At 67.7% G+C, this 21,036-nt stretch carries 18 protein-coding genes; 12 read left to right on the forward strand and 6 right to left on the reverse strand.

Going from position 1 to position 21,036, the window contains the following annotated elements; all coding sequences use genetic code 11:
- The first annotated feature begins 238 nt into the window (after window positions 1-238).
- Window positions 239-1,066 (forward strand): alpha/beta fold hydrolase, encoded by an 828-nt coding sequence (locus tag ACIRRA_RS41580; protein WP_402780252.1) that lies wholly within the window; start codon window positions 239-241, stop codon window positions 1,064-1,066.
- Between the two features lie 133 nt (window positions 1,067-1,199).
- Here the strand turns inward: ACIRRA_RS41580 and ACIRRA_RS41585 are convergent, their stop codons facing one another.
- Complete coding sequence (locus ACIRRA_RS41585; protein WP_402780201.1) at window positions 1,200-1,343, reverse strand: hypothetical protein; 144 nt, start codon at window positions 1,341-1,343, stop codon at window positions 1,200-1,202.
- Window positions 1,344-1,655: 312 nt separating this feature from the next.
- On the opposite strand from ACIRRA_RS41585, the gene ACIRRA_RS41590 reads away from it, so the two are divergent.
- The 4 genes from ACIRRA_RS41590 to ACIRRA_RS41605 all read left to right on the forward strand — a co-directional run bounded on the left by ACIRRA_RS41590 (window position 1,656) and on the right by ACIRRA_RS41605 (window position 4,077).
- Entirely contained in the window at window positions 1,656-1,970 is a 315-nt protein-coding gene (locus ACIRRA_RS41590; protein ID WP_402780203.1) for a Scr1 family TA system antitoxin-like transcriptional regulator, read from the forward strand.
- A complete protein-coding gene (locus tag ACIRRA_RS41595) occupies window positions 1,967-2,179 on the forward strand; it encodes a DUF397 domain-containing protein (RefSeq protein WP_402780205.1) in 213 nt (70 codons plus the stop codon). Before ACIRRA_RS41590 ends, ACIRRA_RS41595 begins: the two co-directional genes overlap by 4 nt.
- Window positions 2,180-2,316: 137 nt before the next feature.
- On the forward strand, window positions 2,317-2,991 hold the full coding sequence (locus ACIRRA_RS41600; protein ID WP_402780207.1) for a class I SAM-dependent methyltransferase: 675 nt from the start codon (window positions 2,317-2,319) through the stop codon (window positions 2,989-2,991).
- A gap of 174 nt (window positions 2,992-3,165) precedes the next feature.
- Complete coding sequence (locus ACIRRA_RS41605) at window positions 3,166-4,077, forward strand: DMT family transporter (RefSeq protein ID WP_402780209.1); 912 nt, start codon at window positions 3,166-3,168, stop codon at window positions 4,075-4,077.
- A gap of 72 nt (window positions 4,078-4,149) precedes the next feature.
- Here the strand turns inward: ACIRRA_RS41605 and ACIRRA_RS41610 are convergent, their stop codons facing one another.
- Window positions 4,150-4,977 carry an acyl-CoA thioesterase gene (locus ACIRRA_RS41610; protein ID WP_402780211.1) on the reverse strand — a complete coding sequence of 276 codons (828 nt, stop codon included), beginning with the start codon at window positions 4,975-4,977 and terminating at the stop codon, window positions 4,150-4,152.
- A 254-nt stretch (window positions 4,978-5,231) separates the two neighbouring features.
- Here ACIRRA_RS41610 and ACIRRA_RS41615 point away from each other — a divergent pair, with 254 nt between their 5' ends.
- Window positions 5,232-5,708, forward strand: coding sequence for a hypothetical protein (locus ACIRRA_RS41615; RefSeq protein WP_402780213.1), 477 nt, complete (start codon window positions 5,232-5,234; stop codon window positions 5,706-5,708).
- 52 nt (window positions 5,709-5,760) lie between these two features.
- Here ACIRRA_RS41615 and ACIRRA_RS41620 read toward each other — a convergent pair whose 3' ends face one another.
- From ACIRRA_RS41620 to pruA, 3 genes are all read right to left on the reverse strand, one after another.
- Entirely contained in the window at window positions 5,761-7,188 is a 1,428-nt protein-coding gene (locus ACIRRA_RS41620; RefSeq protein ID WP_402780215.1) for an amino acid permease, read from the reverse strand.
- Between the two features lie 339 nt (window positions 7,189-7,527).
- The gene (locus ACIRRA_RS41625) at window positions 7,528-8,487 is read right to left on the reverse strand and encodes a proline dehydrogenase family protein (RefSeq protein ID WP_402780217.1); all 960 of its coding nucleotides are present in this window, start codon (window positions 8,485-8,487) and stop codon (window positions 7,528-7,530) included.
- Window positions 8,487-10,145 (reverse strand): L-glutamate gamma-semialdehyde dehydrogenase, encoded by a 1,659-nt coding sequence (gene pruA / locus ACIRRA_RS41630; protein ID WP_402780219.1) that lies wholly within the window; start codon window positions 10,143-10,145, stop codon window positions 8,487-8,489. The genes ACIRRA_RS41625 and pruA overlap by 1 nt, the downstream gene beginning before the upstream one ends.
- A 231-nt stretch (window positions 10,146-10,376) precedes the next feature.
- Between pruA and ACIRRA_RS41635 the strand changes: the two genes are divergently transcribed.
- Together ACIRRA_RS41635 and ACIRRA_RS41640 are read left to right on the forward strand one after the other, a co-directional pair.
- Complete coding sequence (locus ACIRRA_RS41635) at window positions 10,377-12,089, forward strand: PucR family transcriptional regulator (protein WP_402780221.1); 1,713 nt, start codon at window positions 10,377-10,379, stop codon at window positions 12,087-12,089.
- A gap of 203 nt (window positions 12,090-12,292) precedes the next feature.
- Entirely contained in the window at window positions 12,293-13,375 is a 1,083-nt protein-coding gene (locus ACIRRA_RS41640; protein ID WP_402780223.1) for a hypothetical protein, read from the forward strand.
- 188 nt (window positions 13,376-13,563) lie between these two features.
- Here ACIRRA_RS41640 and ACIRRA_RS41645 read toward each other — a convergent pair whose 3' ends face one another.
- Window positions 13,564-14,925, reverse strand: a complete 1,362-nt coding sequence (locus ACIRRA_RS41645) for a flavin monoamine oxidase family protein (protein ID WP_402780254.1) — start codon at window positions 14,923-14,925, stop codon at window positions 13,564-13,566.
- 355 nt (window positions 14,926-15,280) lie between these two features.
- Between ACIRRA_RS41645 and ACIRRA_RS41650 the strand changes: the two genes are divergently transcribed.
- From ACIRRA_RS41650 to ACIRRA_RS41665, 4 genes are all read left to right on the forward strand, one after another.
- Window positions 15,281-16,273 carry an NADPH:quinone oxidoreductase family protein gene (locus ACIRRA_RS41650; RefSeq protein WP_402780225.1) on the forward strand — a complete coding sequence of 331 codons (993 nt, stop codon included), beginning with the start codon at window positions 15,281-15,283 and terminating at the stop codon, window positions 16,271-16,273.
- 155 nt (window positions 16,274-16,428) lie between these two features.
- Entirely contained in the window at window positions 16,429-17,424 is a 996-nt protein-coding gene (locus tag ACIRRA_RS41655) for an RNA polymerase subunit sigma-70 (RefSeq protein ID WP_402780227.1), read from the forward strand.
- A gap of 242 nt (window positions 17,425-17,666) precedes the next feature.
- Entirely contained in the window at window positions 17,667-18,908 is a 1,242-nt protein-coding gene (locus tag ACIRRA_RS41660; protein ID WP_402780229.1) for a glycosyltransferase family 4 protein, read from the forward strand.
- Window positions 18,905-21,004 (forward strand): glycogen debranching N-terminal domain-containing protein, encoded by a 2,100-nt coding sequence (locus ACIRRA_RS41665; protein ID WP_402780231.1) that lies wholly within the window; start codon window positions 18,905-18,907, stop codon window positions 21,002-21,004. Before ACIRRA_RS41660 ends, ACIRRA_RS41665 begins: the two co-directional genes overlap by 4 nt.
- Window positions 21,005-21,036 lie beyond the last annotated feature (32 nt).

Raw genomic sequence — 21,036 nt, forward strand, 5'->3', positions numbered from 1 at the left:
CCTTCTCCGAAAGCGAATCCTGTTGAGTGACTGAGCAGCTCGGCCAACCGCATCACGAAATTTGTGCCAGATCCCGAATTGGCATGCCGTTGACAACGCAGAATTCAACTACAAGTTGTAGTAGACATCGCGTGAGCTCGTTTGTAGCATCGTCCTGAGCCTTCGCTCGGTGGAGTGCCGAGGCAGGTCGCGACTCTGAATCGCGTTGGGGAAGAACGGAAGGGGGCGGAGGACGCGCGTGAACGATGCAGCGAACTCTTCGGCGACACCAGCGAGGCTCAGCAGGAGCGGTTCAGGTGAACCCCTTCTGCTGCTACACGCGTTCACGCAGACATGGCACTGCTGGAGCGGGGTGATCGACGAGTTGTCGAACGAGTTCGACATTCTCGCACCGACTCTCCCGTTCCACTGGGGAGGCCCTGTCGGCGACCGGCCACTGACCGTTGCCGCAGGAGCCGACCATATCGAAACACTGATGAACGAGACCGGCTGGGAGACAGCGCACATCGCCGGCAATTCCCTGGGAGGATGGATTGCACTCGAGCTCGCCCAACGTGGCCGGGCGCGCAGTGTGACTGCCATCGCCTCGGCGGGACTATGGTCGCGCGGCAGCCGTCACGCCGACCGGCTCCGACGGAAGTTCCAGCTCGGCGCCCACCTCGCACCCCTGTCGCGGGGCTTCGCGAACCCGACGCTGGCCGCTATCGGCAAGGTCACCACGATGCGCACGTTCTGCCACCGGCCAGGACTCGTCGCGTCCGATCTGGCTGCGATCGCCATGCAATCGGCCGGATACTGCACCGCGCGAGACATCAAGGCAATATGGCCGACCGACACCGCGCTGGAGATTCTCGACCGGATCACCACACCGACCACACTCGTCTTCAGCGCCCGTGACCGCGTGATCCCGCCCTCGCGCTTCGGTGCACAACTGGTCACACCTTCAGCCAGCCGTCGGGTGGTCATGCTGCCCGATGTGGGACACGTACCGATGCTCGAGGCCCCGGACAGAGTAGCTGCCGAAATCCGCCGCACAGCAACAGAACCAGTCGTCCACGCCAGCTGAAGTCACCTCGAGAACATCCGCTACTGCCGCATACCGCGCTGACCGAGCCGGCCAGCGCGGGGCGCCGGAAGATCAACTGGCCGTGCCGATCCGAGGTCGGCGGAACGTCCGCAACTGCCGATGAGCGACGGAGTTATGCGGGGCGCAGCTTGATGTAGCGTCGGCGCCTGAACATTGTGTAGTACAGCACGGTGAGGGCGTTGGCACCTGGTTCGCAGTAAAGCTGGCGGGTCTCATCGGTTGCGAGGCAGCGACCGGCCACGTCCAGCTTGTTCATCGGTTGTCGGTAACATCACTGAGCGGTGGACCTGCACCGGTGACCTCGGCCGGCCACCAGTCCGGCCTATCCATAGCCTCCCAACGCACTTCGAACTTCCGGCCATGAGCGCGCTTTGCTCGCCGATGTAGTTCTTGTGCTTCTATGACGGCGCAGGCAACCCTGGGCCGCATCCGCGATTACCTCGCCAGCAGGTCAGAAACCGCCAGCGGCGAATTCGCACTGCCGATGCTGACCGGCGACCTGCGGGTACGTCAGGTATGAAATTCTGCGGCCGATGAGGTCGATCTGCGCTGCTCGCGACGCGCTGTAATGCCGCATAGTGCGCGGTTCGAAACGGCACGGACTCTTTCAAAGCCGATCGAGGTGCGCTCGTTCAACCCCTGCGGGCATCTCGGATCCCTTGTGGGTTCGTTTGCCCTGCTCGAGTTCCCCAAGCTCTCGGTAACCGGCTTGGTTCCACCTCCGGTTGTCTTCGTGGAGGGCTGTGCAGGGGATCTCTACCGGGAACGCGAGGGCGAGCTTACGCGCCATAGCAATGCGTTCACCGAGATCAGCCGAGTAGCGTTGGATCCGGACACAACTCGGCGGCGGATGCTGTCGATGGCCAAGGAGTTCAGAGCGTGAACAGTGACCTGCCCAGGGTGTCCTGGTTCAAGAGCGCCTACAGCACCGGTCCGGGCGGCGAATGCGTGGAAGCCGCGCACCTCCACGGTGGCCGGGTCGCCGTCCGGGATTCGAAGCTTGGAGATTCGAGCCCCGTACTGGTCTTCGCTCCGGCCGCGTGGGACGTCTTCAACGCTGCGGTGCGAGCCGGGAAGTTCGATCTCGGCTGATGTCCGGGGAAGGTCGAGGGCTCGGTCCGTGGCATTTCGATGCCCATGCAGAGATCTACGATCGCGCTCGACCTGATTACCCGGCCGCACTGTGGAAACGGTTGTGGGAGTTCAGGTTGCTGCGGTGCGGCGTCCGGGTGATCGAGCTCGGCGCCGGCACCGGATTGGCGACGGGTCCGATGCTGCAGGCCGGTGCCGCTGTCACCGCTGTGGAGCCGGGGCAGGGCCTGGCCGCCCGTCTGCAGCGTCGATGGCCGGAAGCGTCCGTGATCATCGACAGCGCCGAAACAGCGCCCTTGCCGTCCGCCGCCTTCGATCTGGCCGTCGCGGCGACGGCCATCCACTGGTTCGATCTCGACGTGGTGTTGCCGAGAATTCACCGCGCGCTGGTCACTGATGGTCATTTCGCGGTGTGGCGTCACGTCTTCGGCGACCCGTCGGCCGTTGCCACGCCATTCCGGCGGCGAATAGCCGAGATCGTCGCGCGTCGCGGCGGCCACTCCCCGCCGCGCGGACCGTCGGACTTCGACACCGAGGCATGGGTGCGCCGCCTGACCGGCAGTGGGCACTTCGTCGCTGCCCATGTCGAACGGTTCTCCTGGACAATCGAACTGAGCGTCGACCAGATCCACGATCTGTTCACCACCTTCAGCGACTGGACGGCCGCCGAAGTCGACGAGGCGGCCCGCGCGGTACACACCCTCGGCGGGCACGTACTCGAGCACTACCTCACCCCGCTGATCATCCTGAAGCGCGCCGCAGCCCCCGGAACGGCCACCACCGGGCGGGCGGGGTGCGAGGCTGTTGGGTAGTCTCGACCCATGGGTACGTTCTGGCACTCCGTCACGCCGCCGCCGGCCGCCTGATCGGGCGCAGCGGCAGACTTTCGTTTCGCGTTCCGGCTGACCTCCGACGGCAGCCCGGATTCGTCGTGCGCCCGTTTCGATTCCTTCTCCCTTCGGAATTCGACGACGGAGTACTCGACAGTGTCCGAACGCACGTCCACGCTGACCCCTGAACACACCCCTTCGACCTCCTGGCGCGGTAGTGCGCCGATCCTCGCCGCATCGGTGCTGTGGGGCACCACCGGTACCGCGGCATCGCTGGCTCCGGCCGGAACATCCGCTGCCGCAATCGGTTCGGCCGGCTTGACTCTCGGCGGACTGCTGCTGTTCGTCACCGGCCGCGGGCATCGGATGCGCGCAGCCGTGCCGGAACGGTGGCTGCTGCTGCTCGGCGCGGGTGCCGTGGCAGGGTACCCGGTCACCTTCTATCCGGCCGTGGCCCGTACCGGCGTGGCCGTGGCCACGGTCATCGCACTCGGGAGCGCCCCGGTCTTCGCGGGCCTGCTGGCGTGGCTCACCGGCCGAGGGCGACCGCCGGCGCGATGGTATGCCGCCACCGGGCTGGCCGTAATCGGTTGCGCCGCACTGGTTATGGGGCCGCGATTCGGCACTGCGACCCCGATCGACCTGCTCGGCATTCTGCTCGCAGCCTGCGCGGGCCTGACCTACGCCGTCTACTCGCTGATCGGCGGCACCCTCATTACCCGCGGCCACGCCTCCGGCTCGGTCATGGGCGTCATGTTCGGTCTCGCCGCTGTCCTGGTCCTGCCCGTGGTCGCAACCTCCGGCCCGATCTGGCTGGACACTCCGCGTGGCCTGGCGGTCGCCCTGCACCTCGCGTTCTTCACGACGTTCCTCGCGTACCGCCTGTTCGGATACGGCCTGCGGCACACCACTGTCGCGTCCGCCACTACCCTCACGCTCGCCGAGCCTGCCGTCGCCACCCTGCTCGGCGTCACCATCGTCGGCGAGCGCCTGCCCCTGCCGTCCTGGTGCGGCCTGATCGTCCTCGGTGCCGGTCTAGCCGCCCTGACATTCCCCGCCAAACGGTGAAAGCAGCTGCTCCCCACCCATTTCCGTCATTTGTGGCCGGGGCATGCGGACTGCTGCCCGAGGTGTGGTGAGTCAGTCCTTGAAGTACACGAGCTGGTGACTCGTGGCCAGCGCAGTGCCTTCATCGGTCCACAGGTGGGCCGACTGGTCGAAGAAGCCATTGCCGAAGTGTTGTGCCCGGGCGGTCGCGAGAACGAACCGTCCGGGATCGGCGAGCGGGTCGAGCTCGGCGTGGAAGTAGACGGTGAGCGAGACGGTGCCCGCGGGGACCATCCGGCCCAGGCGCAGCATGACGCGCGGGAAGAAGATATCGCTCATCGCCGCCACGGCCGGAAAGTCCAGCGAGCGCGCAGGCGTGTCCCGAACCCACAGGGTGGAGGCGGATGTCGGGGCCGGTGCGCCGTCATCGCCCCCGGCGAACGGCCCGCCGCCCGCCACGAATCGCATCTCGTAATTCCGCAGCCACGCAGGCGATTCGGGCAGTTCCGCCACCTCGAGGGAGTCCGGCGCGGGCGCGGCGGGCGGGCTGATCTCGGTGTCGGACCAGGTCGGGCGACGCAGCGCGCACACCACGGTCGCGGTGGTGGCCACGGTGTCGTCCTGCCTCATGGTCACCACCCAGTGCTGGGTGGTGCGATTGGTCCGCACGGGCTCGGCGTCGATGGTGAACGGTCCCGTGGCGATGGGCCCGGCGTAGTTGACCGTGAGCGACAGCGGACTGCCCGCGCAGCGCGGGTCGTCGAGAACGGCCCGCAGCATGGTGGCGGCCGTGATCCCGCCGAAGGGGCCCACCATGTTCGAGTAGTCGGCCGCGGTGTGGCCGAGAAAGCGGCCCTCCCCATCCGGCGTCAGCGCCGTGGCGGTATCGAACGGGTGCTCGAGGGTTGTGGTCGACCCCAAGACGAATTCTCCTTCCAACAGGTGCAGATTCGTGCGCGCGAGCGCGTGGCCCTCCGTCTTGTCGAAGAATAGCCTCCGTCGACTATAACGACCGTTATAGAGCGCTGCCCGGCGGCCCGATCGCCGGGCACGTATCCGCCTGACCCGGAAGCAGTTTCACCACAGGATCTCCACACTTCCCTCGATCCTTCGTCGCACTCGGCGGTTAGTGTCGTCGGTACCGAGGAGGACGGCGGCACGGGAGGGACGCCTTGGTGATCGAAAGCAAGTCCGCGACAGGGGAATCCACCGGTTTCTGGCGGGCGAGCCGGGAATACCGGCGGTGGATCGCCGTGCTGCTGGCGTCGGCCGGCGCTTTCGGATGGGTCATCGAGGCGTTCATCGAAATGATGAACGCCGCCGAACCGAAGTTCGACGGCGCACCCTTCTGGGGATCGATGACCGCCGACCACGCCATAGAACTGGCGATGGTGTCGTTCGGCCTGGTGGCATTGCTGTTGGTGGTCGGAGTGGTGCTGATGCTGGTCCGCCTGCGGATCGGACGTCTGCTGGTGATCGGCACCTCGGCACTGGTCGTGCTCGGCCAGGCAGTGGCGTGGACTCTCGCGGCCATTCCGATCGACGCGTTCTACAACGAGCCCCCGCCCAGCATGGCCTTCAACCTGCAACTCGTCCCCTTTCCGCTGCTGACGATCGTGCTGCTGATCGGCAGGCAGCGCAACGAGGTCTGAGTCGGGGTCCGGGCGGCGCTGGCGTCGGGGCGCCGCCCGGAGTTTTTGCGGCTCAGGCGTTTTCGATCGCGGTCGGGTGGCCCAGGCGGGAATTGAAGCGGGAGTAGCCGAAGTACACGATGAGTCCGACCACCAGCCATGCCACGAAGCGCACCCAGGTTTCCCAGGGCAGCGACCAGATCAGATAGATGGAGAAGCCGATGCCCACGACGGGCACCACCGGCATGAGCGGCAGCCGGAATTCGCGCGGCTCGTCGGGCCGCGTGTAGCGGAGCACGATCACCGACACGCTGACCACGATGAACGCCATCAGGATGCCGATATTGGTCAACTCCGCAACGGTATTGATGGGCAGCAGCCCGGCCAGGATCGCAGAGCCGGCGCCCACGATCCAGGTCACCCGGGTGGGCACCTTGCGGGTGGGATGGGTCTTGGCGAACCATTCCGGCAGCAGCCCGTCGCGGCTCATGGCGTACCAGACGCGGGTCACGCCCAGCATGAAGGTGAGCACCACGGTGATGATGCCGACGATGGCGCCGATCGCGATGATGTTCGCGATGCCCGGCATCCCCACGGATTTGAACGCGGTCGAGAACCCGGAGGTCGGGCTGATCTCGGTGTACTTCTGCATGCCGGTGAGCACCAGCGTGGCCAGCACGTACAGCACCATGGCGATGGCCAGCGAGTAGATGATCGCCTTGGGCAGATGCTTTTTCGCCTCGGTGGACTCCTCGGCCGCGGTGCTCATGGCGTCGTAGCCGAAGACGGCGAAGAACACCGTGGCAGCGCCCGTCCATACCGCGCCGGTGCCGAACGGGAAGTACGGGTGGTAGTTCGCGCTGTCGATCTTGAACAGGCCGAGCACGATGATCAGCAGCACGATCGCCACCTTGATCCCCACCGCGACGGTCTCGAACCGTCCCACGCTCTTGATACCGCGCGACAGCACCCACGCGCTGCCCAGACAGAACAGGATCGCGAACACATCCACCACATGCCCGCCCCCGGTGCCGGAAGCCCCGAGCATCCAGTGCGGCAAGGTGATTCCGATCTGATCGAGCAGGAAGTTGAAGTACCCGGACACGCCGATGGCGACCACCGCCGCCACCGCCACGTACTCGAGCAACAGATCCCACCCGATGAACCAGCCCGCCAGCTCACCCAGCGACACATACCCGTAGGTGTAGGCCGACCCCGCCCTGGGCACCATGCCCGCGAATTCCGCGTAGCAGAGTGCCGCACACGCACTGGCCACTCCCGCGATCAGGAACGAGATGAGGACCGAGGGCCCGGTCGTATTGTGTGCGACCGACCCGGCCAGGGCGAAGATGCCGGCGCCGATGATGCCGCCCACCCCGATGGCCGTCAGCTGCCATAACCCGAGCTGCTTGGACAGCCGCTCGTCCGCGGGTGTGTCGTCCTCCACCTCAGAGATCGGTTTGCGACGCAAGATCTGGCCGCGTAACTCCGCAATGGACATGCGGGATCCTTTCGTTCCGCCGCGCCCCGCTCCGATGCGGTGGCGCAGGTCACACAAGAGCTAGCTCAGCTAATCCGACCACGGCCCACGCTGTGATCGGGCTGTTGGTTAAATAAAGTTCAGAATCGTCGTCTTATCGGCCAAAGCTCTCGTGGTCGGCGTGTGTGTTGTGTAGTGCGCCTACCGGCCGCGTCGTCCGAGCCGCTGCCGCGCGGAACGCCCTGTGGCTCGGGGGTTTCGGTAGTCGAGGTCGCCGAGTTGATCGGCCCATACCTACACGATGCGGCGGAATCGGCAAACCTGAAGGCCGGGAACTATGGCCCCCGGGACTGGAAATCCTCAGCGTCCTGCGCCCGGTCCGAACGAGCGCAGGAAGAACGCGAGATTGGCCGGGCGCTCGGCCAATCGGCGCATGAAGTAGCCGTACCACTGGTCGCCGTAGGGCACGTAGGTGCGCAGGTGCGCGCCCGTGGCGACCAGCCGCTGCTGCTCGTCGCCGCGGATGCCGTAGAGCATCTGGAATTCGAAGCGGTCCGGCGCCCGCCGCGCCGCGCGCACGTAGTGGGCGGCGGCATCGAGCATGACCGGGTCGTGGGTGGCCACCATGGGATAACCCAGGCCGCGCATGAGGATGTCGAGGCAGCGCAGATAGGACGCGCCCACCTCGTCGCGCCCCTGGTACGCGACCCCGGCGAGTTCGCGATAGGCGCCTTTGCACAGGCGGATTCGCGATCCGGGACCGGACAGGTCGCGGCAGTCGCCCTCGGTGCGCCGCAGATACGCCTGCAGAACCGTGCCCACCCAGGGGAAGTCCGCCCGTAGCGCCTGCACGACGGACAGGGTGGAATCGGTGGTGGTGTGGTCCTCGGCGTCCACGGTGACCCAGACCCCCGCCGTCGCGGCGGCGGTGCAGATCTTGTGGGCGTGTTCGAGAGCGATGGCGTGACCGTCTCTTGGTAGCGCCTGTCCAAGCGCGGAGAGCTTGAGCGAAACCTCCAACGGCCGCACCTCTCCCGTGGAACCGGGCAGATCGCCCAGGGTTTCGAGCAGGGCGAGGTAGTGCGCGACGGTGGCACGCGCCTGCGCGAGGTCGGTGGTGTCCTCGCCCAGATAGTCGAGGCTGACGTATCGCCCGGATTCGAGCAGCGTCCCGGTGGCCGCCGCGGCATCCGCCTCTGATTCCCCGGCGACGAAGCGCCGCACCATCTTCCGGGTCGACGGCAGCCCGGTCACCGTCCGTTCCACCCGCGGCGACCGCGAGGCCGCCAGCAGCGCCGGACGCAGCACGGTCGTGAACATCAGCGCTCCCCCGCTTCCGTCGCCACGGCCTGATGCGGATACCGGTGATCGGTCGGCGGCACGAACGTCTCCTTGATCGTGCGCGCCGAGGTCCAGCGCAGCAGGTTCTGCGCTGACCCGGCCTTGTCGTTCGTGCCGGAGCCCCGCGAGCCGCCGAAGGGCTGCTGTCCGACCACCGCGCCGGTCGGCTTGTCATTGATGTAGAAATTGCCCGCCGCGTACCGAAGTCGCTCGGACGCCTTCGCGACCGCCGTCCGGTCGTCGGCGATCACCGCGCCGGTGAGTCCGTACGACGACCCGCGATCGACCAGATCCAGCACCGCGTCGAACCCGTCCGGCGTCGCGTCGTCATAGACGTGCACGGCCAGAATCGGCCCGAAGTACTCGGTCCGGAACGCCTCGTCACCCGGATCCTCGCCCAGCAGGACGGCCGGCTCGACGAAGTAACCCACACTGTCGTCGGCACGCCCACCGGCGAGCACGGTCAGAGTGGGTGTCGCCTTGGCCCGGGCGAGGGCGTCCGCATTGCGGTCGAAGGCGCGCCGATCGATCAGCGCCCCACCGAAATTCGTGAAATCCGTGACGTCGCCGTAGGTCAGCTCCGACACCCTGCCCAGGAAGTCCCCGGACATGCGCGACCACACCGATTTCGGAATGAACGCGCGCGACGCCGCCGAACACTTCTGCCCCTGGTAGTCGAACGCCCCGCGGATCAGCGCCGTACTCAACACATCCGGATCCGCCGAACTGTGCGCGACCACGAAATCCTTGCCACCGGTCTCGCCGACCAGCCGCGGATAGGTGTCGTACCCGGCGATGTTCTCCCCCACCGTGCGCCACAGCCGCTGGAACGTCCCCGTCGAACCCGTGAAGTGAATGCCCGCCAGCCGCCGATCCGCCAGCGCCACGGCCGATACCTCCGGACCGTGCCCGTGCACCAGATTGATCACGCCCGGCGGCAGGCCCGCCTCCTCCAGCAGGCGCATTGTCCAATACGCCGAAAACGCCTGTGTGGGCGAGGGTTTCCACACCACCGTGTTGCCCATCAGCGCCGGCGCGGTCGGCAGATTGGCCGCGATGGCGGTGAAATTGAACGGCGTGACCGCGTACACGAACCCCTCCAGCGGCCGGTACTCCGCCCGATTCCACACCCCCGGCGTCGAGATCGGCTGCCCGGCCAGGATTCCGCGCGCGAAGTGCACATTGAACCGCCAGAAATCCACCAGCTCACACGGCGCGTCGATCTCGGCCTGATACGCGGTCTTCGACTGCCCCAGCATGGTTGCCGCCGACACCGTCTCCCGCCACGGTCCCGCCAGCAGATCCGCGGCCCGCAGGAATACCGCCGCCCGCTCATCGAACGACAGCGCCCGCCACTCCGGAGCCGCAGCGGCAGCTGCCTCGATGGCATCGGCCGCATCTTGCGCCTCGGCCACCGTGATGGTCCCGAGCACCGCCGAATGCCGGTGCGGCTGCACGACATCCACCACCTCCCCCGCACTCCGCCGCTCCCGTCCACCGATCACATGTGGGATCTCGAGCGGCGTCGCGGCGAGTTCGGTGAGCTTGGCCCGCAACCGCGCGCGCTCCGGGGTGCCGGGTGCGAAGGTCCCCACCGGTTCGTTCACCGGCGACGGAGTGACTGTGATGGCGTCCATGACGACCTCCTGGCGGATTGTGGCCCGTGTCACCGGGCGAGTACGCCGAGTCAACCCCGAATCGCCTCACGGATATTGAGCCGATCGGCCAAAGAGCCACCGAACCTGTTGTACGTTCGGCTGAACCTCGCTGACGCCCTCGCGCCGGATCGATGGCGCTGTTCCGGCCACGACCCCGCCTGGCCGAGCATGTCGGCGCGGCAGTACCAGGCTTTGAACACTGGAGACAGCATGACCGCAGACGAACGCCGCACCTCCACCGGACTGCGGGCCGCCGAGCTCGACCGAACCGGAGTAGCGCTGCGGGAACTGCTCGGGGCACTGGGCACGACGCTCGTCGAACTGGTCGACGCACCGCTCGGGGACGAGGTGGTCATCCGGTCGGTGGCGCTGGTCGACAGTTCGGACCTGAGCTCGGAAACCGTTGCGCACGCGCCCATGTCGGAGATGTACCTGCACGTGGGGATCGCCGAGGCCGAGGCCGTGCGGTGGCTCGAGGAGGTCGCCCAGCGGGCGCCGGCGCAGCGGCCCGGCGCGGTGCTGTCCAAGTCGGCGTCCGCGGCGGCCGGGTTGCGGCGGGCCGCGCTGCGGGCGGGGGTGGCGGTGGTAGGGGTGCATCCGCAGGCCCGGTGGGATCACGTGTACCCGCTGATCCGGCGGATGCTGGATCGCACGGGCCCGGCCCGCGACAGCGCGGACCAGGATCTGCTGGCTGCGGACACCGACCTGTTCGGGCTGGCGCAGATCATCGCGCAGAACGCGGGCGGCATGGTCACCATCGAGGACGCGCACTCGCACGTGCTCGCCTACTCGGCCTCCAACGATGCCGCGGACCGGCTGCGGATCCAATCCATCCTGGGTCGGGAGGGGCCGCGCGAGTATTTGCGGATCCTGCAGCAATGGGGTGTCTTCGACCGGCTGCGGCACACCGACGAGGTGGTCGACCTGCCCGCGCATGCCGAGCTCGACATCAAACACCGACTGGCCGTGGGGATTCGGCGGCCGGGCGAGGACAGCGCCGCCACCGTGCTCGGATCGATCTGGCTGCAGGAGGGCGAGCGGCCGTTCAAGTCCGACGCGGACGAGGTGCTGCGGGGCGCGTCGGCCATTGCCGCGCGGATCATCTCCCGCAGCCTGGACGCACCGTCCACCGAGGTCCTGCTGATCCAGCGGCTGTTCGGTGCGCGCGGCGGCGGGGTCGATGTGCCGTCGGTGGCGAGTGCGCTGGGGATACCGGTTTCCGGCCCGGCCGCGCTCATCGGTTTCGCCTCCACCGGCGCGACCCCCGCCGCCGCGGAGCTGTCGGCGCTGGGCAGCACACTTCGCTTGCGCGCCAGTGCCTTCCGTCGCGATTCGCTGGCGACTCTCATCGGCGACCGCGCCTACATCCTGCTCCCCCGCTACCACTCGGCCCGCGCGGTCACCGCCTGGACCCGGCAGCTGGTCGACCAGCTGGAATCCACCGGCGCCCCGATCCTGCGCGCCGCCATCGCCGTTCCGGTCGCCGAGCTGACCGACGTCGCCCGCGCCCGCCTCGAGGTGGACCGCGTCCTGGACAGCACCGCGGCGGGCTTTCCGAAGGATCGGGTCACCACCCTCGCCGAATCCCGTACAGCCGTACTGCTCGGCGAGATCCTCGATCTCATCGCCGCCCGCCCCGAACTCGAGGACCCGCGCCTGACCGCCCTGTTCGACTACGACCGCGGTCACGCCGCACAACTCGAGGCCAGCGTCGACCACTACCTGCGCCATCACGGCGACGTGCGGGCCGCGGCCACCGCGTTGCGTATCCACCCGAACACGCTGCGCTACCGCCTGCGCCGCGCCCAGGACATCACCGGCATCGACCTCGACGACCCGGCCGATCGCCTACTGCTCGAACTGCAACTGGCCCACCACCGCCGCGGCGCGGACCGGAGTCGGCACCGGCCGACCCGGCACTGAGCAACCATCCAGCGCAGTACGGTCTATTCCGTCAGCGCCGCTTCCAGAATCGGCCACGATTGATGGAGATCCTCTTGCCTCGAGGAGAAGTCGTCACGCGCCGTCTGGTGCGCGGGCCGGATTTGCCTCGGCGCGGCGGTTCGGGACCGCGGGAAACGCGCGCAACCGACATATCGCGAGGGTCGTTCTGGCACCCTGTTCCAATGAGGTGGTCAATCGTCCTGGTCGCCGTGCTCGTGCTGGCAGCCGGGTGTGCTGCGCGGCAAGCGGATTCACCCTGGCGCGAGGTATCGCTGCCGCAGCACGGGGCGCGGGTGCTGGAGTTTGCGCCGATCGCGGGCGGCGTGCTCGCACTGGGCTCGATTCCGGCCGGCGACGGACGCGCCCCGGCCGCCTGGTCCTCCCCCGACGGCACTCGCTGGACATCGGTCCCCGTACGCCCCGACAGCCCGTACGGCGCACTGGCAGAACTGATTTCGGCGGGTACCGGCACGCACACCGTGGTGCTGGGTCAGGCTTTCGGTGGCGCGCACAGCAATCCGCGCATGACCATCTGGAGCGGCGACGGCCGGGGCCTCGCCGAACACGCTCAGGCCATGGAGATGTTCGGCGGCCCCCACGCCATTGCGGTGACCGCGGCGGCCGCGCGCGGCGGCACCGATCTGCTGGTGGGCGGCTGGGACGGCGACAACGGCCGCTACGGCGCCGCCTTCTGGACCTCCGCCGACGGCGCCGACTGGCAGCGGCACGCGGACGATCCGGCGCTGTCGTCCGCACCCGGCGAACAGACCGGCGTGGCCGGGGTCGGCACCGGCGCGCAGGGCTTCGTCATCGTCGGGGAAACCCTGCGCGACAACATCCTTCGGCCACTGGAATGGAACTCACCCGACGGCTTCGGATGGCAGCGTCACGAGCTGCCCGGCGCGAATGCCGTCGCCGCGCGCATCGGCTGTGGCAATACCGACTGCACGGTGCTCGGCCAATCCATCGGCGCCACACCGCATGTACTGTGCTGGCCGTCGGACGACGCCGATCCCGTACCCCTCCCAGGCACGGGATCGGTCGACGTTCTGCAGGTACTGCCGACCGCGTCACGCGTATTGAGTCTCGTCGCGCTCGACCACGTCGTGCAGCTGGCCTCGATGACGCCGAATTGCACTGGATGGCAACAGATTTACCTACCCGAGAGCGCTCCCGTCGCCCGCATGATCGCGCTGCCCACCGCCCTGCTGCTGGCCACCACCGAGGCCGACCGCAGCAGGCTCTGGCTGCATGCCCTGCCCTGACGGCAGGGCACCGGTCACCGCATCACGAGGCGACGGGCAGCGACCGCACCCCGTACTTCATGGCGTCGTGGTCGAAGACGACGTCGCTCCATAGCCCTCTGGACCATGCAATCCGCGCTCCGACCACGCGCCACGGCTCCCGAGTCGAGTAATACCCTTGCCGCACAAGAGCTTCAGGTCGGCCGACCTCAGACCGCGGCGAGTTCGTGCTGCAGCACTTCGCTCGCAGCACGTTCACCCGAGCGAATGGCTCCGTCGACCCAGCCGCACATGACGGCCGAGCTCTCGGTTCCGGCCCAGTGGATACGGCCGCACGGTTCGCGCAGCGTACGGCCGAACTGGGTGAGCACACCGGTCGGTGTGTGACTGAGCATCCCACCACCGGAATAGCGCTCGGCACTCCAGTCCTGCTCGATGTAGTCGACCGGGAAACCGGCTTTTTCGCCGAATCGCGTGACCAATTCGTGGAGTATCGCCGTCCTGCGTTCGGCGGCATCGAGCCGACCGATCTGCCGTGCGATGGGCCCCTCGGAAATGACGCACAGGACCCCGGGCCGCCCGGTGTCGGTGCAGCCGTCGATGGTGACGGTGGCCGGCGACCCCGGCGCGAGCGACTGACCCGACAATCCGTCGCGCCGCCAGAACGGCTCGTCGTACACGACGGAAATCTTGATGATCGCGCCACTGGGCACCCGCTGATGCAGGAGCGAGCGATCGACCGGCAACATCGGCTCGTACCGGATCTGACCGGCAATCGCCAGGGGGACGGCCACGATCGCCCGATGTGCACGCACCGTCGATCCATCCGCATGCACCCGCACCCCGGCAGCGTCCTGCTCGATACTGCGCACCGGCTGCGACAGGCGAATCGAGTCGCCGAGCTCGGCCGCCATCGGCCCGTAGATCGCACCCATGCCCCCGACGGGCCGGGCGTCCTGGGCGCCGCCCTTGACGCCGAACATGAAGTTCGGCCCACCTCCCGATGCCATCTGATACAGCGCGAAAAGCATGGACACTTCCGAGGCGGCCGAGGTGTAACTGCCTGCGATCGCGGTCTCGAGCAGATCGTAGGCGGGCTTGGACCAGACGGTGCGATCCAGCCACTGCGCCAGGCTGATCCGATCCCACTTGTCGGCCTTCTTCGCCTCCCACGGCGCCTCGAGCGGGATCGACTTGCACATGTGCCCCAGCTCGACAAAGCTCGCGCCGAGATTCATCGACGCCCAGGGGCTCATCGTCCACGGGATCGTGCCGGTGTAGCGGTACTGCTTGCCGTCGACGACCATCATGGCCTCACCGTCGGTGTACTGCCGGTAACTCCGTACCCCGAGCTCGTTCATCAGGGCATGGATGCGGTCCTGTCCCGGCCCTATCCAGGCACCACCACGGTCGATCCAGCAACCGTCCGCGCGCACCTCGGTGAATGTGCGCCCGCCGAGCCGGTCGCGGGCTTCCAGCACCACCACCGATCGCTCCGCTTGTTTCAGCCGCAACGCAGCCGTCAATCCCGCGAATCCGCCGCCGATTACGCAATAGTCGAAGTCTGTCATCGAGAGCCGCCTTCGTCTTGAAGTTCCCCTGGCCACCATCGGGCCACGGCACTGCTCGCACCCACGACTCCACGGATGCGAACCACCTTCGATCGGACCCACACCTCGAACCAGCAATTTTATAGCAAACAGCACAGGCGGCCGTCAGCCCCCCGCTCCGTCAGTGTCGAGAGTCGTTCGGTTCCAACACCTTCTTCTATGCGGGCCCGCGCACCGCCAGGCAGCGGCGCCCAGCGCTGTCTGCTGGTCGGACCGCAGTGGAGCGGCCCAGCGCCCCAACGGTTCCGGCGGCCGATTCCTTTCTCGGGTGGCGGCGGTCTACCTGGTGACAAGCCGAGAAGGAGTGCTGATCGCCATGAACGTCCCCACCACCATGCGGGCTCTGCAGCAGACCTCGCTGCAGGGCCCGCAGGACCTGCGCCTGATCACCGACGCGCCGGTACCGGTTCCCGGTCCGGGCGAGGTCCTGATCCGGGTCGCCGCCGCCGGAGTCAATTTCGCCGACATCTCCCAGGCCCACGGCACATTCCTGGGCGGACCACGGCCACCGTACACAGCGGGGTTCGAGGCCGCCGGTGAGGTCGTCGCGATGGGAGACGAAGTGGCCGAACTGAATCCGCGGGCCCGCGTCGTCGGCGTCGGGCCTGGAGCATTCGCCGAATACGCGGTACTGCGCGCTGCCTCGGCCGTGCCGATCCCGGCCGGGTGGACCGCCGAGCAGGCACTCGGACTGGTCGTGAACTGGCCCACCGCGCTCGCCGCATTGAAACCGTTGGGCCGCATAGCCACTGGTGAGACGGTGCTCATCCATGCCGCGGCGGGCGCGACCGGCCAGGCCGCAGTGGCCATCGCAAAGCATTACGGCGCGACCGTCGTCGCCACCGCCTCACCGGGCAAACACGAAATCGTGCGCGGACTCGGTGCCGACCATGTGCTGGACTCGCGGTCAGAGCACGTTGCCGCCCAGGTCCTGGAGCTGACCGGCGGCGCAGGAGCCGACCTGGTGCTCGAATCCGCCGGTGGCGCGACCTTCACCGCCAGCCTCGCCGCGGCCAAACGGGTCACCGGACGGGTCGTCGTCTACGGCACGGCAGGAGGCGACACCGCCATCACCAACTGGGAGTTGGTGTACAAGCACCAGATTCACCTCATCGGCCTCAACATCGGTGTGCTCATCCAGACCGCACCCGATGTCTTCGGCGGCGTCGTGGCCGAAATGTTCGCGCTCATCGCCGCAGGCGTCCTCACTCCCACCAGGCCAGCCACGCACGATCTCACCGACGGCCCGAAGGTCCTCGCGGAATTGGAATCCCGCGCCACCGTCGGCAAACTGGCCCTGTTGCCCTGACCACCCCGGACACCCGCTGACCTGGGTTTCGATTCCTTTGAGCGGCCGTCCCGGTCGTCACGGGTGACAGCCCGATCAGCGGGTGCACGATCCGGACAGGGAGCATCCATGACAACCAGACATTCCGCAGCCCAGCGGCGGCCTAAACTCGCGGCATGACGGCGCACCTGCTGGAGGCGGCCGACCAGGACCGCTTCACCGCCGAAACCGAGCAATTCCGCCGGGAACTGCTGGCGCACTGCTACCGCATGGTCGGCTCGGCCCACGACGCCGAAGACCTGGTCCAGGAGACATACCTGCGCGCCTGGCGCTCCTACGCCGCTTTCGAGGGCCGCGCCTCGGTTCGGTCCTGGCTGTACAAGATCGCCACCAATGTCTGCCTGTCGGCGCTCGAGCCGCGCCGCATCCGAGTACTGCCCTCGGGCCTGGGAGGTCCCGCCGACGGGTCCGAGGGAGCACCGAGTCGCGTTGCGCCGGGCGAGGTTTCGTGGCTCGAACCATGCCCCGGCGGCTGGATCGCCCCGGCCGCGGACGATCCGGCCGCAGCGGTGGTCGCCCGCGAGTCACTCCGCCTGGCCCTCATCGCGAGCCTCCAGCATCTCCCCGCCCGCCAGCGCGCCATCCTCATCCTGCGTGAGGTCCTGTCCTTCTCCGCCTCCGAAACCGCCGAAATCCTCGGCACCACAACCGCAGCGGTCAAGAGCGGCCTGCAGCGCGCCCGCGCCCGCTTGAACGAATTGCCCTCGGGCCCAGAGGAATTGCTCGAACCGTCCGATCAGCGGGCGCAGGCACTGCTCAACGGCTACATCGCCGCCTTCGAGCACGCCGACGCGGCTCTTCTGGAGCAGGTGCTGCGCGCCGATGCCACGCTGGAGGCGACCCCGTTCCGCCATTGGCAGGCGGGCCGGGTGAACTGTATCAGCATGCTCGACGCCTACGTGATGGGCCGGCCCGGCGACTGGCGGATGCTACCCACCTCGGCCAACGGGCAGCCCGCCGCCATCGAGTACCACCGGGACATCGATGGTGTGCTCCGCGGTCACGGCATCGTGGTCCTGGCACCGACCGCCGCCGGTGTCCGCGGTGTGATCTCGTTCCACGACCCGGCGCTGGTCGCATTGTTCGGCTTCCCCGAGGTGCTCGCGGAGTGAGCCGGTGGAAAAGGGTTTCCACCGGGCGCTGCTGCCGAGATTTCACGAACCCCGCACGGTGCAAATGTATTTCCTACTCGGCGGGTAGATAGGGATACCCGCAATTCGCGGTTATAAAACATCGGCATAACTTTTCAATTGCGACAGCCCGAACTGGACAAATAACCCTTGCCGAGTGGAAGGGTTCGTGGCACTGTATACCAGGGTTTGGCTCAGTTCAACTCACGACGAGGAGTTTCGAAATGGGTAGCAAACTTTCGTGCGATGCCTCACTCGAGAACGCCTTCGACTTTCTGCAGCTTCAGCCCGACAATTCCGCTCTGTTCGGCGCGGTCGATTCACGGAAGCGGTCGCTGCATATCGTTCTCGTCGCTCCACCGTATTTCGATATCCCCCCGGTCGGCTACGGCGGTGTCGAGGCCGTTGTCGCCACGCTGGCCGATGAGCTGGTCGATCAGGGTCACCGCGTCACGCTGCTCGGCGCCGGCCGCGCCGGTACGAAGGCCCGATTCGTCCGGGTCTGGGACGATGTCCAAACCAGGCGGCTGGGCGAGCCGTACCCGGAGATCGTCAATGCCATGAAGGCCTGGCAGATCATCGAGGCACTGCACGTCGAGGACCCGATCGACGTCGTGCACGATCACACCTTCGCCGGCCCGGGCAACGCGGCCGCGTACCGGATGCTCGGGATTCCCACCGTCGTCACCGTGCACGGTCCGGTCGACCCCGAGATGCACGAGTACTACCAATCGTTCGATCACAGTGTGCGGCTCGTGGCGATCAGTGACCGGCAGCGCGCGCTGGCGCCGGATCTGAACTGGATCGGCCGCGTACACAACGCGATTCGCCCCTCGGAATGGCCCTTCCGGACCGAAAAGCTCGACTATGCCCTGTTCCTGGGCCGCTACGCGCCCTACAAGGGACCCCACCTGGCGCTCCGGGCCGCACACTCCGCCGGCGTGCGCCTGGTCCTGGCGGGCAAGCTCAACGAGCCCCCCGAGCACGAGTTCTTCGACAACCACATCGAGCCGCTGCTCACCGACAGCGACGATGTCTTCGGCGAGGCCGACGCGACCGCCAAACGCCATCTGCTCGCGGGCGCGCGCTGCCTTTTGTTCCCGATTCGGTGGGAAGAACCCTTCGGCATTGTCATGATCGAGGCCATGGTCTGTGGCACACCGGTGATCGCGCTGCGCGGCGGCGCGGTGGAAGAGGTCGTCGAACATGGCGTGACCGGATGGATCTGCGACGATCCCGACGAACTACCCGGATTCATCGCCCGTGCCGATGAGATCGACCCCTACGCCTGCCGGGAGCGTGTCGAAAGGCTGTTCTCCACCGACCTGCTCGCACAGGGCTACGACGCGGCCTACCACCGGGCGATCGAACTGGCGGCCGAACGGGCGTCCCGACCCGGCGTCCGGCTGCGGTTACCCGCGGCGACCCGGATCCTCAGCAGCCAGCTGCCGGGTGGTCGCCCGTGAGCGTATTCAATGCCGGCCCACCCGTTCTCATCGAGGGTGGCGCCGGCGTGGTCACCCTCGTCGAGGCCGGAACCTTCTGCCTGTCCGACCGACTCGGGGACATTCACCCAGGCACCGCCCACGGTTTGTACTACCGGGACACACGCATCCTGACCCGATGGGAGCTGCGCGTGGACGGCCTTCCGCCGGAACAGCTTTCGGTGGTCGTGCGCGAACCCTTCCGGGCGCGATTCGTGGCGCGCAAACCGCCACCGTACGGTGTCGCCGACGCGACGGTGCTGGTCCAGCGCCGGCGCGTCGTGGGTGAGGGCATGCAGGAGTTCATCAGCGTGCTCAATCTCGGCGACGAGGACACCGCCCTGACGGTGGTTCTCGATGCCGAGGCGGACTTCGCAGATCTGTTCGCGGTCAAGGAGGGCCGGGCGGGCGGTGGCGGCGGCGAGTCGGCCGCCACCGAGCAGGGGCTGCGTTTCACCGACCGCAGCCAGCAGGGGCGTGGCGTCATCATCACCGCCGACGAGGACGCCGAGGTTCAGCCCGGATCCCTGACCTGGCAGGTGCTGGTCCCGGCACACGGCAGCTGGCAGACGGTGGTGCACTGCCAGCCGATCAACGATCATCGGGCCGTCCCGATGAACTTCGACGACGACGACGAATACAGCCCGGCGGACAAGATCCGCCGCTGGCGCGCCTCGACCACCACCCTCACCGCGAGTGGCGCCGGCCTCAACGCCATCCTGCAGCGCACCGAGACCGATCTGGGCGCGCTGCGTCTCGACGATCCCGCCGACGGCACCTCCTATGTGGCCGCCGGCGCGCCCTGGTTCATGGCCCTGTTCGGCCGCGACAGTCTGCTCACCTCGTGGATGGCGCTGCTGCTGGATTCGGACCTGGCCCTGGGCACACTGCGCCAGCTCGCGAAACTCCAAGGCACCGAGTCGAATCCGCTCACCGAGGAGGAACCCGGCCGCATCATGCACGAGCGGCGCTACGGTCCCGGCAGTGATCGGGTGCTCGGCGGCACCGTCTACTACGGCACGGCCGACGCGACGCCGCTGTTCGTGATGCTGCTCGCCGAATGCCGTCGCTGGGGTATCGGCACCGCAGCCGTCCAGGAGCTGCTGCCGGCCGCCGATGCGGCGCTGGCCTGGATCGACTCCGACGCCGACCTCGACGGTGACGGCTTCGTCGAGTACCGGCGCAAGACCGACCGCGGCCTCGCCAACCAGGGGTGGAAGGACAGCTGGGACGCGATCGGATTCGCCGACGGCCGCCTCGCCGATCCGCCGATCGCCCTGTGCGAGGTACAGGGCTATGTCTACGCGGCCCGGATCGGACGCGCCGAGTTGGCCGAGGAGGCCGGCGACCATGCCCTCGCAGAGCGGTTGCGCACCCAGGCGGCCGACCTCAAAGCCCGTTTTGACGAGGCCTTCTGGATGCCGAAGAGCAACTGCTATGCCCTGGCCTTGGACGGCTCGAAGCAGCCGGTCGATGTCGGATCGAGCAATCCCGGCCACTGCCTGTGGACCGGTATCGTGCCCGATGAACGCGCGGCCGAATTGGTCGAGCGGCTGGGCGCGGCGGACCTGAACAGCGGATTCGGTTTGCGCACACTGTCTTCCACCGCTCGCCACTTCAATCCCATGGGTTACCACACCGGTTCGGTGTGGCCGCACGATACGGCCATCGCCGTGGCCGGTCTGATGCGCTACGGCCACATCCCCGGCGCGCTGGACCTGAGTGTGAAACTCACGAGCGGACTGCTCGAGGCCATCCTGGAATTCGGCGCCCGGCCGCCCGAACTGTTCTGCGGCTTCGCGCGCTCCGAATTCAGTTCCCCGGTGCCGTATCCCACCTCGTGCTCGCCGCAGGCGTGGGCGAGTGCGGCGCCCCTGCTGCTCATGCGATCGTTCCTGGGGCTGATGCCCGACGTTCCCGGGCGCACCCTCACCATCGCGCCACGCCTGCCCGACCGGGCGGGCACCATCCGGCTCGCGGACCTCCGCCTGGGTCCGGCCACGGTGACCATCGAGGCGTGCGGCACCGACGCGAAGGTGCAGGGGCTGCCACCGGATTGGCAGCTGAACCGGAAATAGCGACGGGCGGTATCGGCCGATGCCGGTACCGC

Origin of the sequence: Nocardia sp. NPDC101769, from assembly GCF_044766925.1 — a bacterium.
Taxonomy (GTDB): domain Bacteria; phylum Actinomycetota; class Actinomycetes; order Mycobacteriales; family Mycobacteriaceae; genus Nocardia.

What these genes read in the sequence shown, in the direction of transcription:
- ACIRRA_RS41585 (WP_402780201.1), bottom strand. Translation starts at nt 1,343, where the DNA reads ATGAACAAGCTGGACGTGGCCGGTCGCTGCCTCGCAACCGATGAGACC.
- ACIRRA_RS41590 (WP_402780203.1), top strand. Translation starts at nt 1,656, where the DNA reads ATGCCGCATAGTGCGCGGTTCGAAACGGCACGGACTCTTTCAAAGCCG.
- ACIRRA_RS41620 (WP_402780215.1), bottom strand. Translation starts at nt 7,188, where the DNA reads ATGTCCATTGCGGAGTTACGCGGCCAGATCTTGCGTCGCAAACCGATC.
- ACIRRA_RS41625 (WP_402780217.1), bottom strand. Translation starts at nt 8,487, where the DNA reads ATGTTCACGACCGTGCTGCGTCCGGCGCTGCTGGCGGCCTCGCGGTCG.
- pruA (WP_402780219.1), bottom strand. Translation starts at nt 10,145, where the DNA reads ATGGACGCCATCACAGTCACTCCGTCGCCGGTGAACGAACCGGTGGGG.
- ACIRRA_RS41635 (WP_402780221.1), top strand. Translation starts at nt 10,377, where the DNA reads ATGACCGCAGACGAACGCCGCACCTCCACCGGACTGCGGGCCGCCGAG.
- ACIRRA_RS41640 (WP_402780223.1), top strand. Translation starts at nt 12,293, where the DNA reads ATGAGGTGGTCAATCGTCCTGGTCGCCGTGCTCGTGCTGGCAGCCGGG.
- ACIRRA_RS41645 (WP_402780254.1), bottom strand. Translation starts at nt 14,925, where the DNA reads ATGACAGACTTCGACTATTGCGTAATCGGCGGCGGATTCGCGGGATTG.
- ACIRRA_RS41650 (WP_402780225.1), top strand. Translation starts at nt 15,281, where the DNA reads ATGAACGTCCCCACCACCATGCGGGCTCTGCAGCAGACCTCGCTGCAG.
- ACIRRA_RS41655 (WP_402780227.1), top strand. Translation starts at nt 16,429, where the DNA reads ATGACGGCGCACCTGCTGGAGGCGGCCGACCAGGACCGCTTCACCGCC.
- ACIRRA_RS41660 (WP_402780229.1), top strand. Translation starts at nt 17,667, where the DNA reads ATGGGTAGCAAACTTTCGTGCGATGCCTCACTCGAGAACGCCTTCGAC.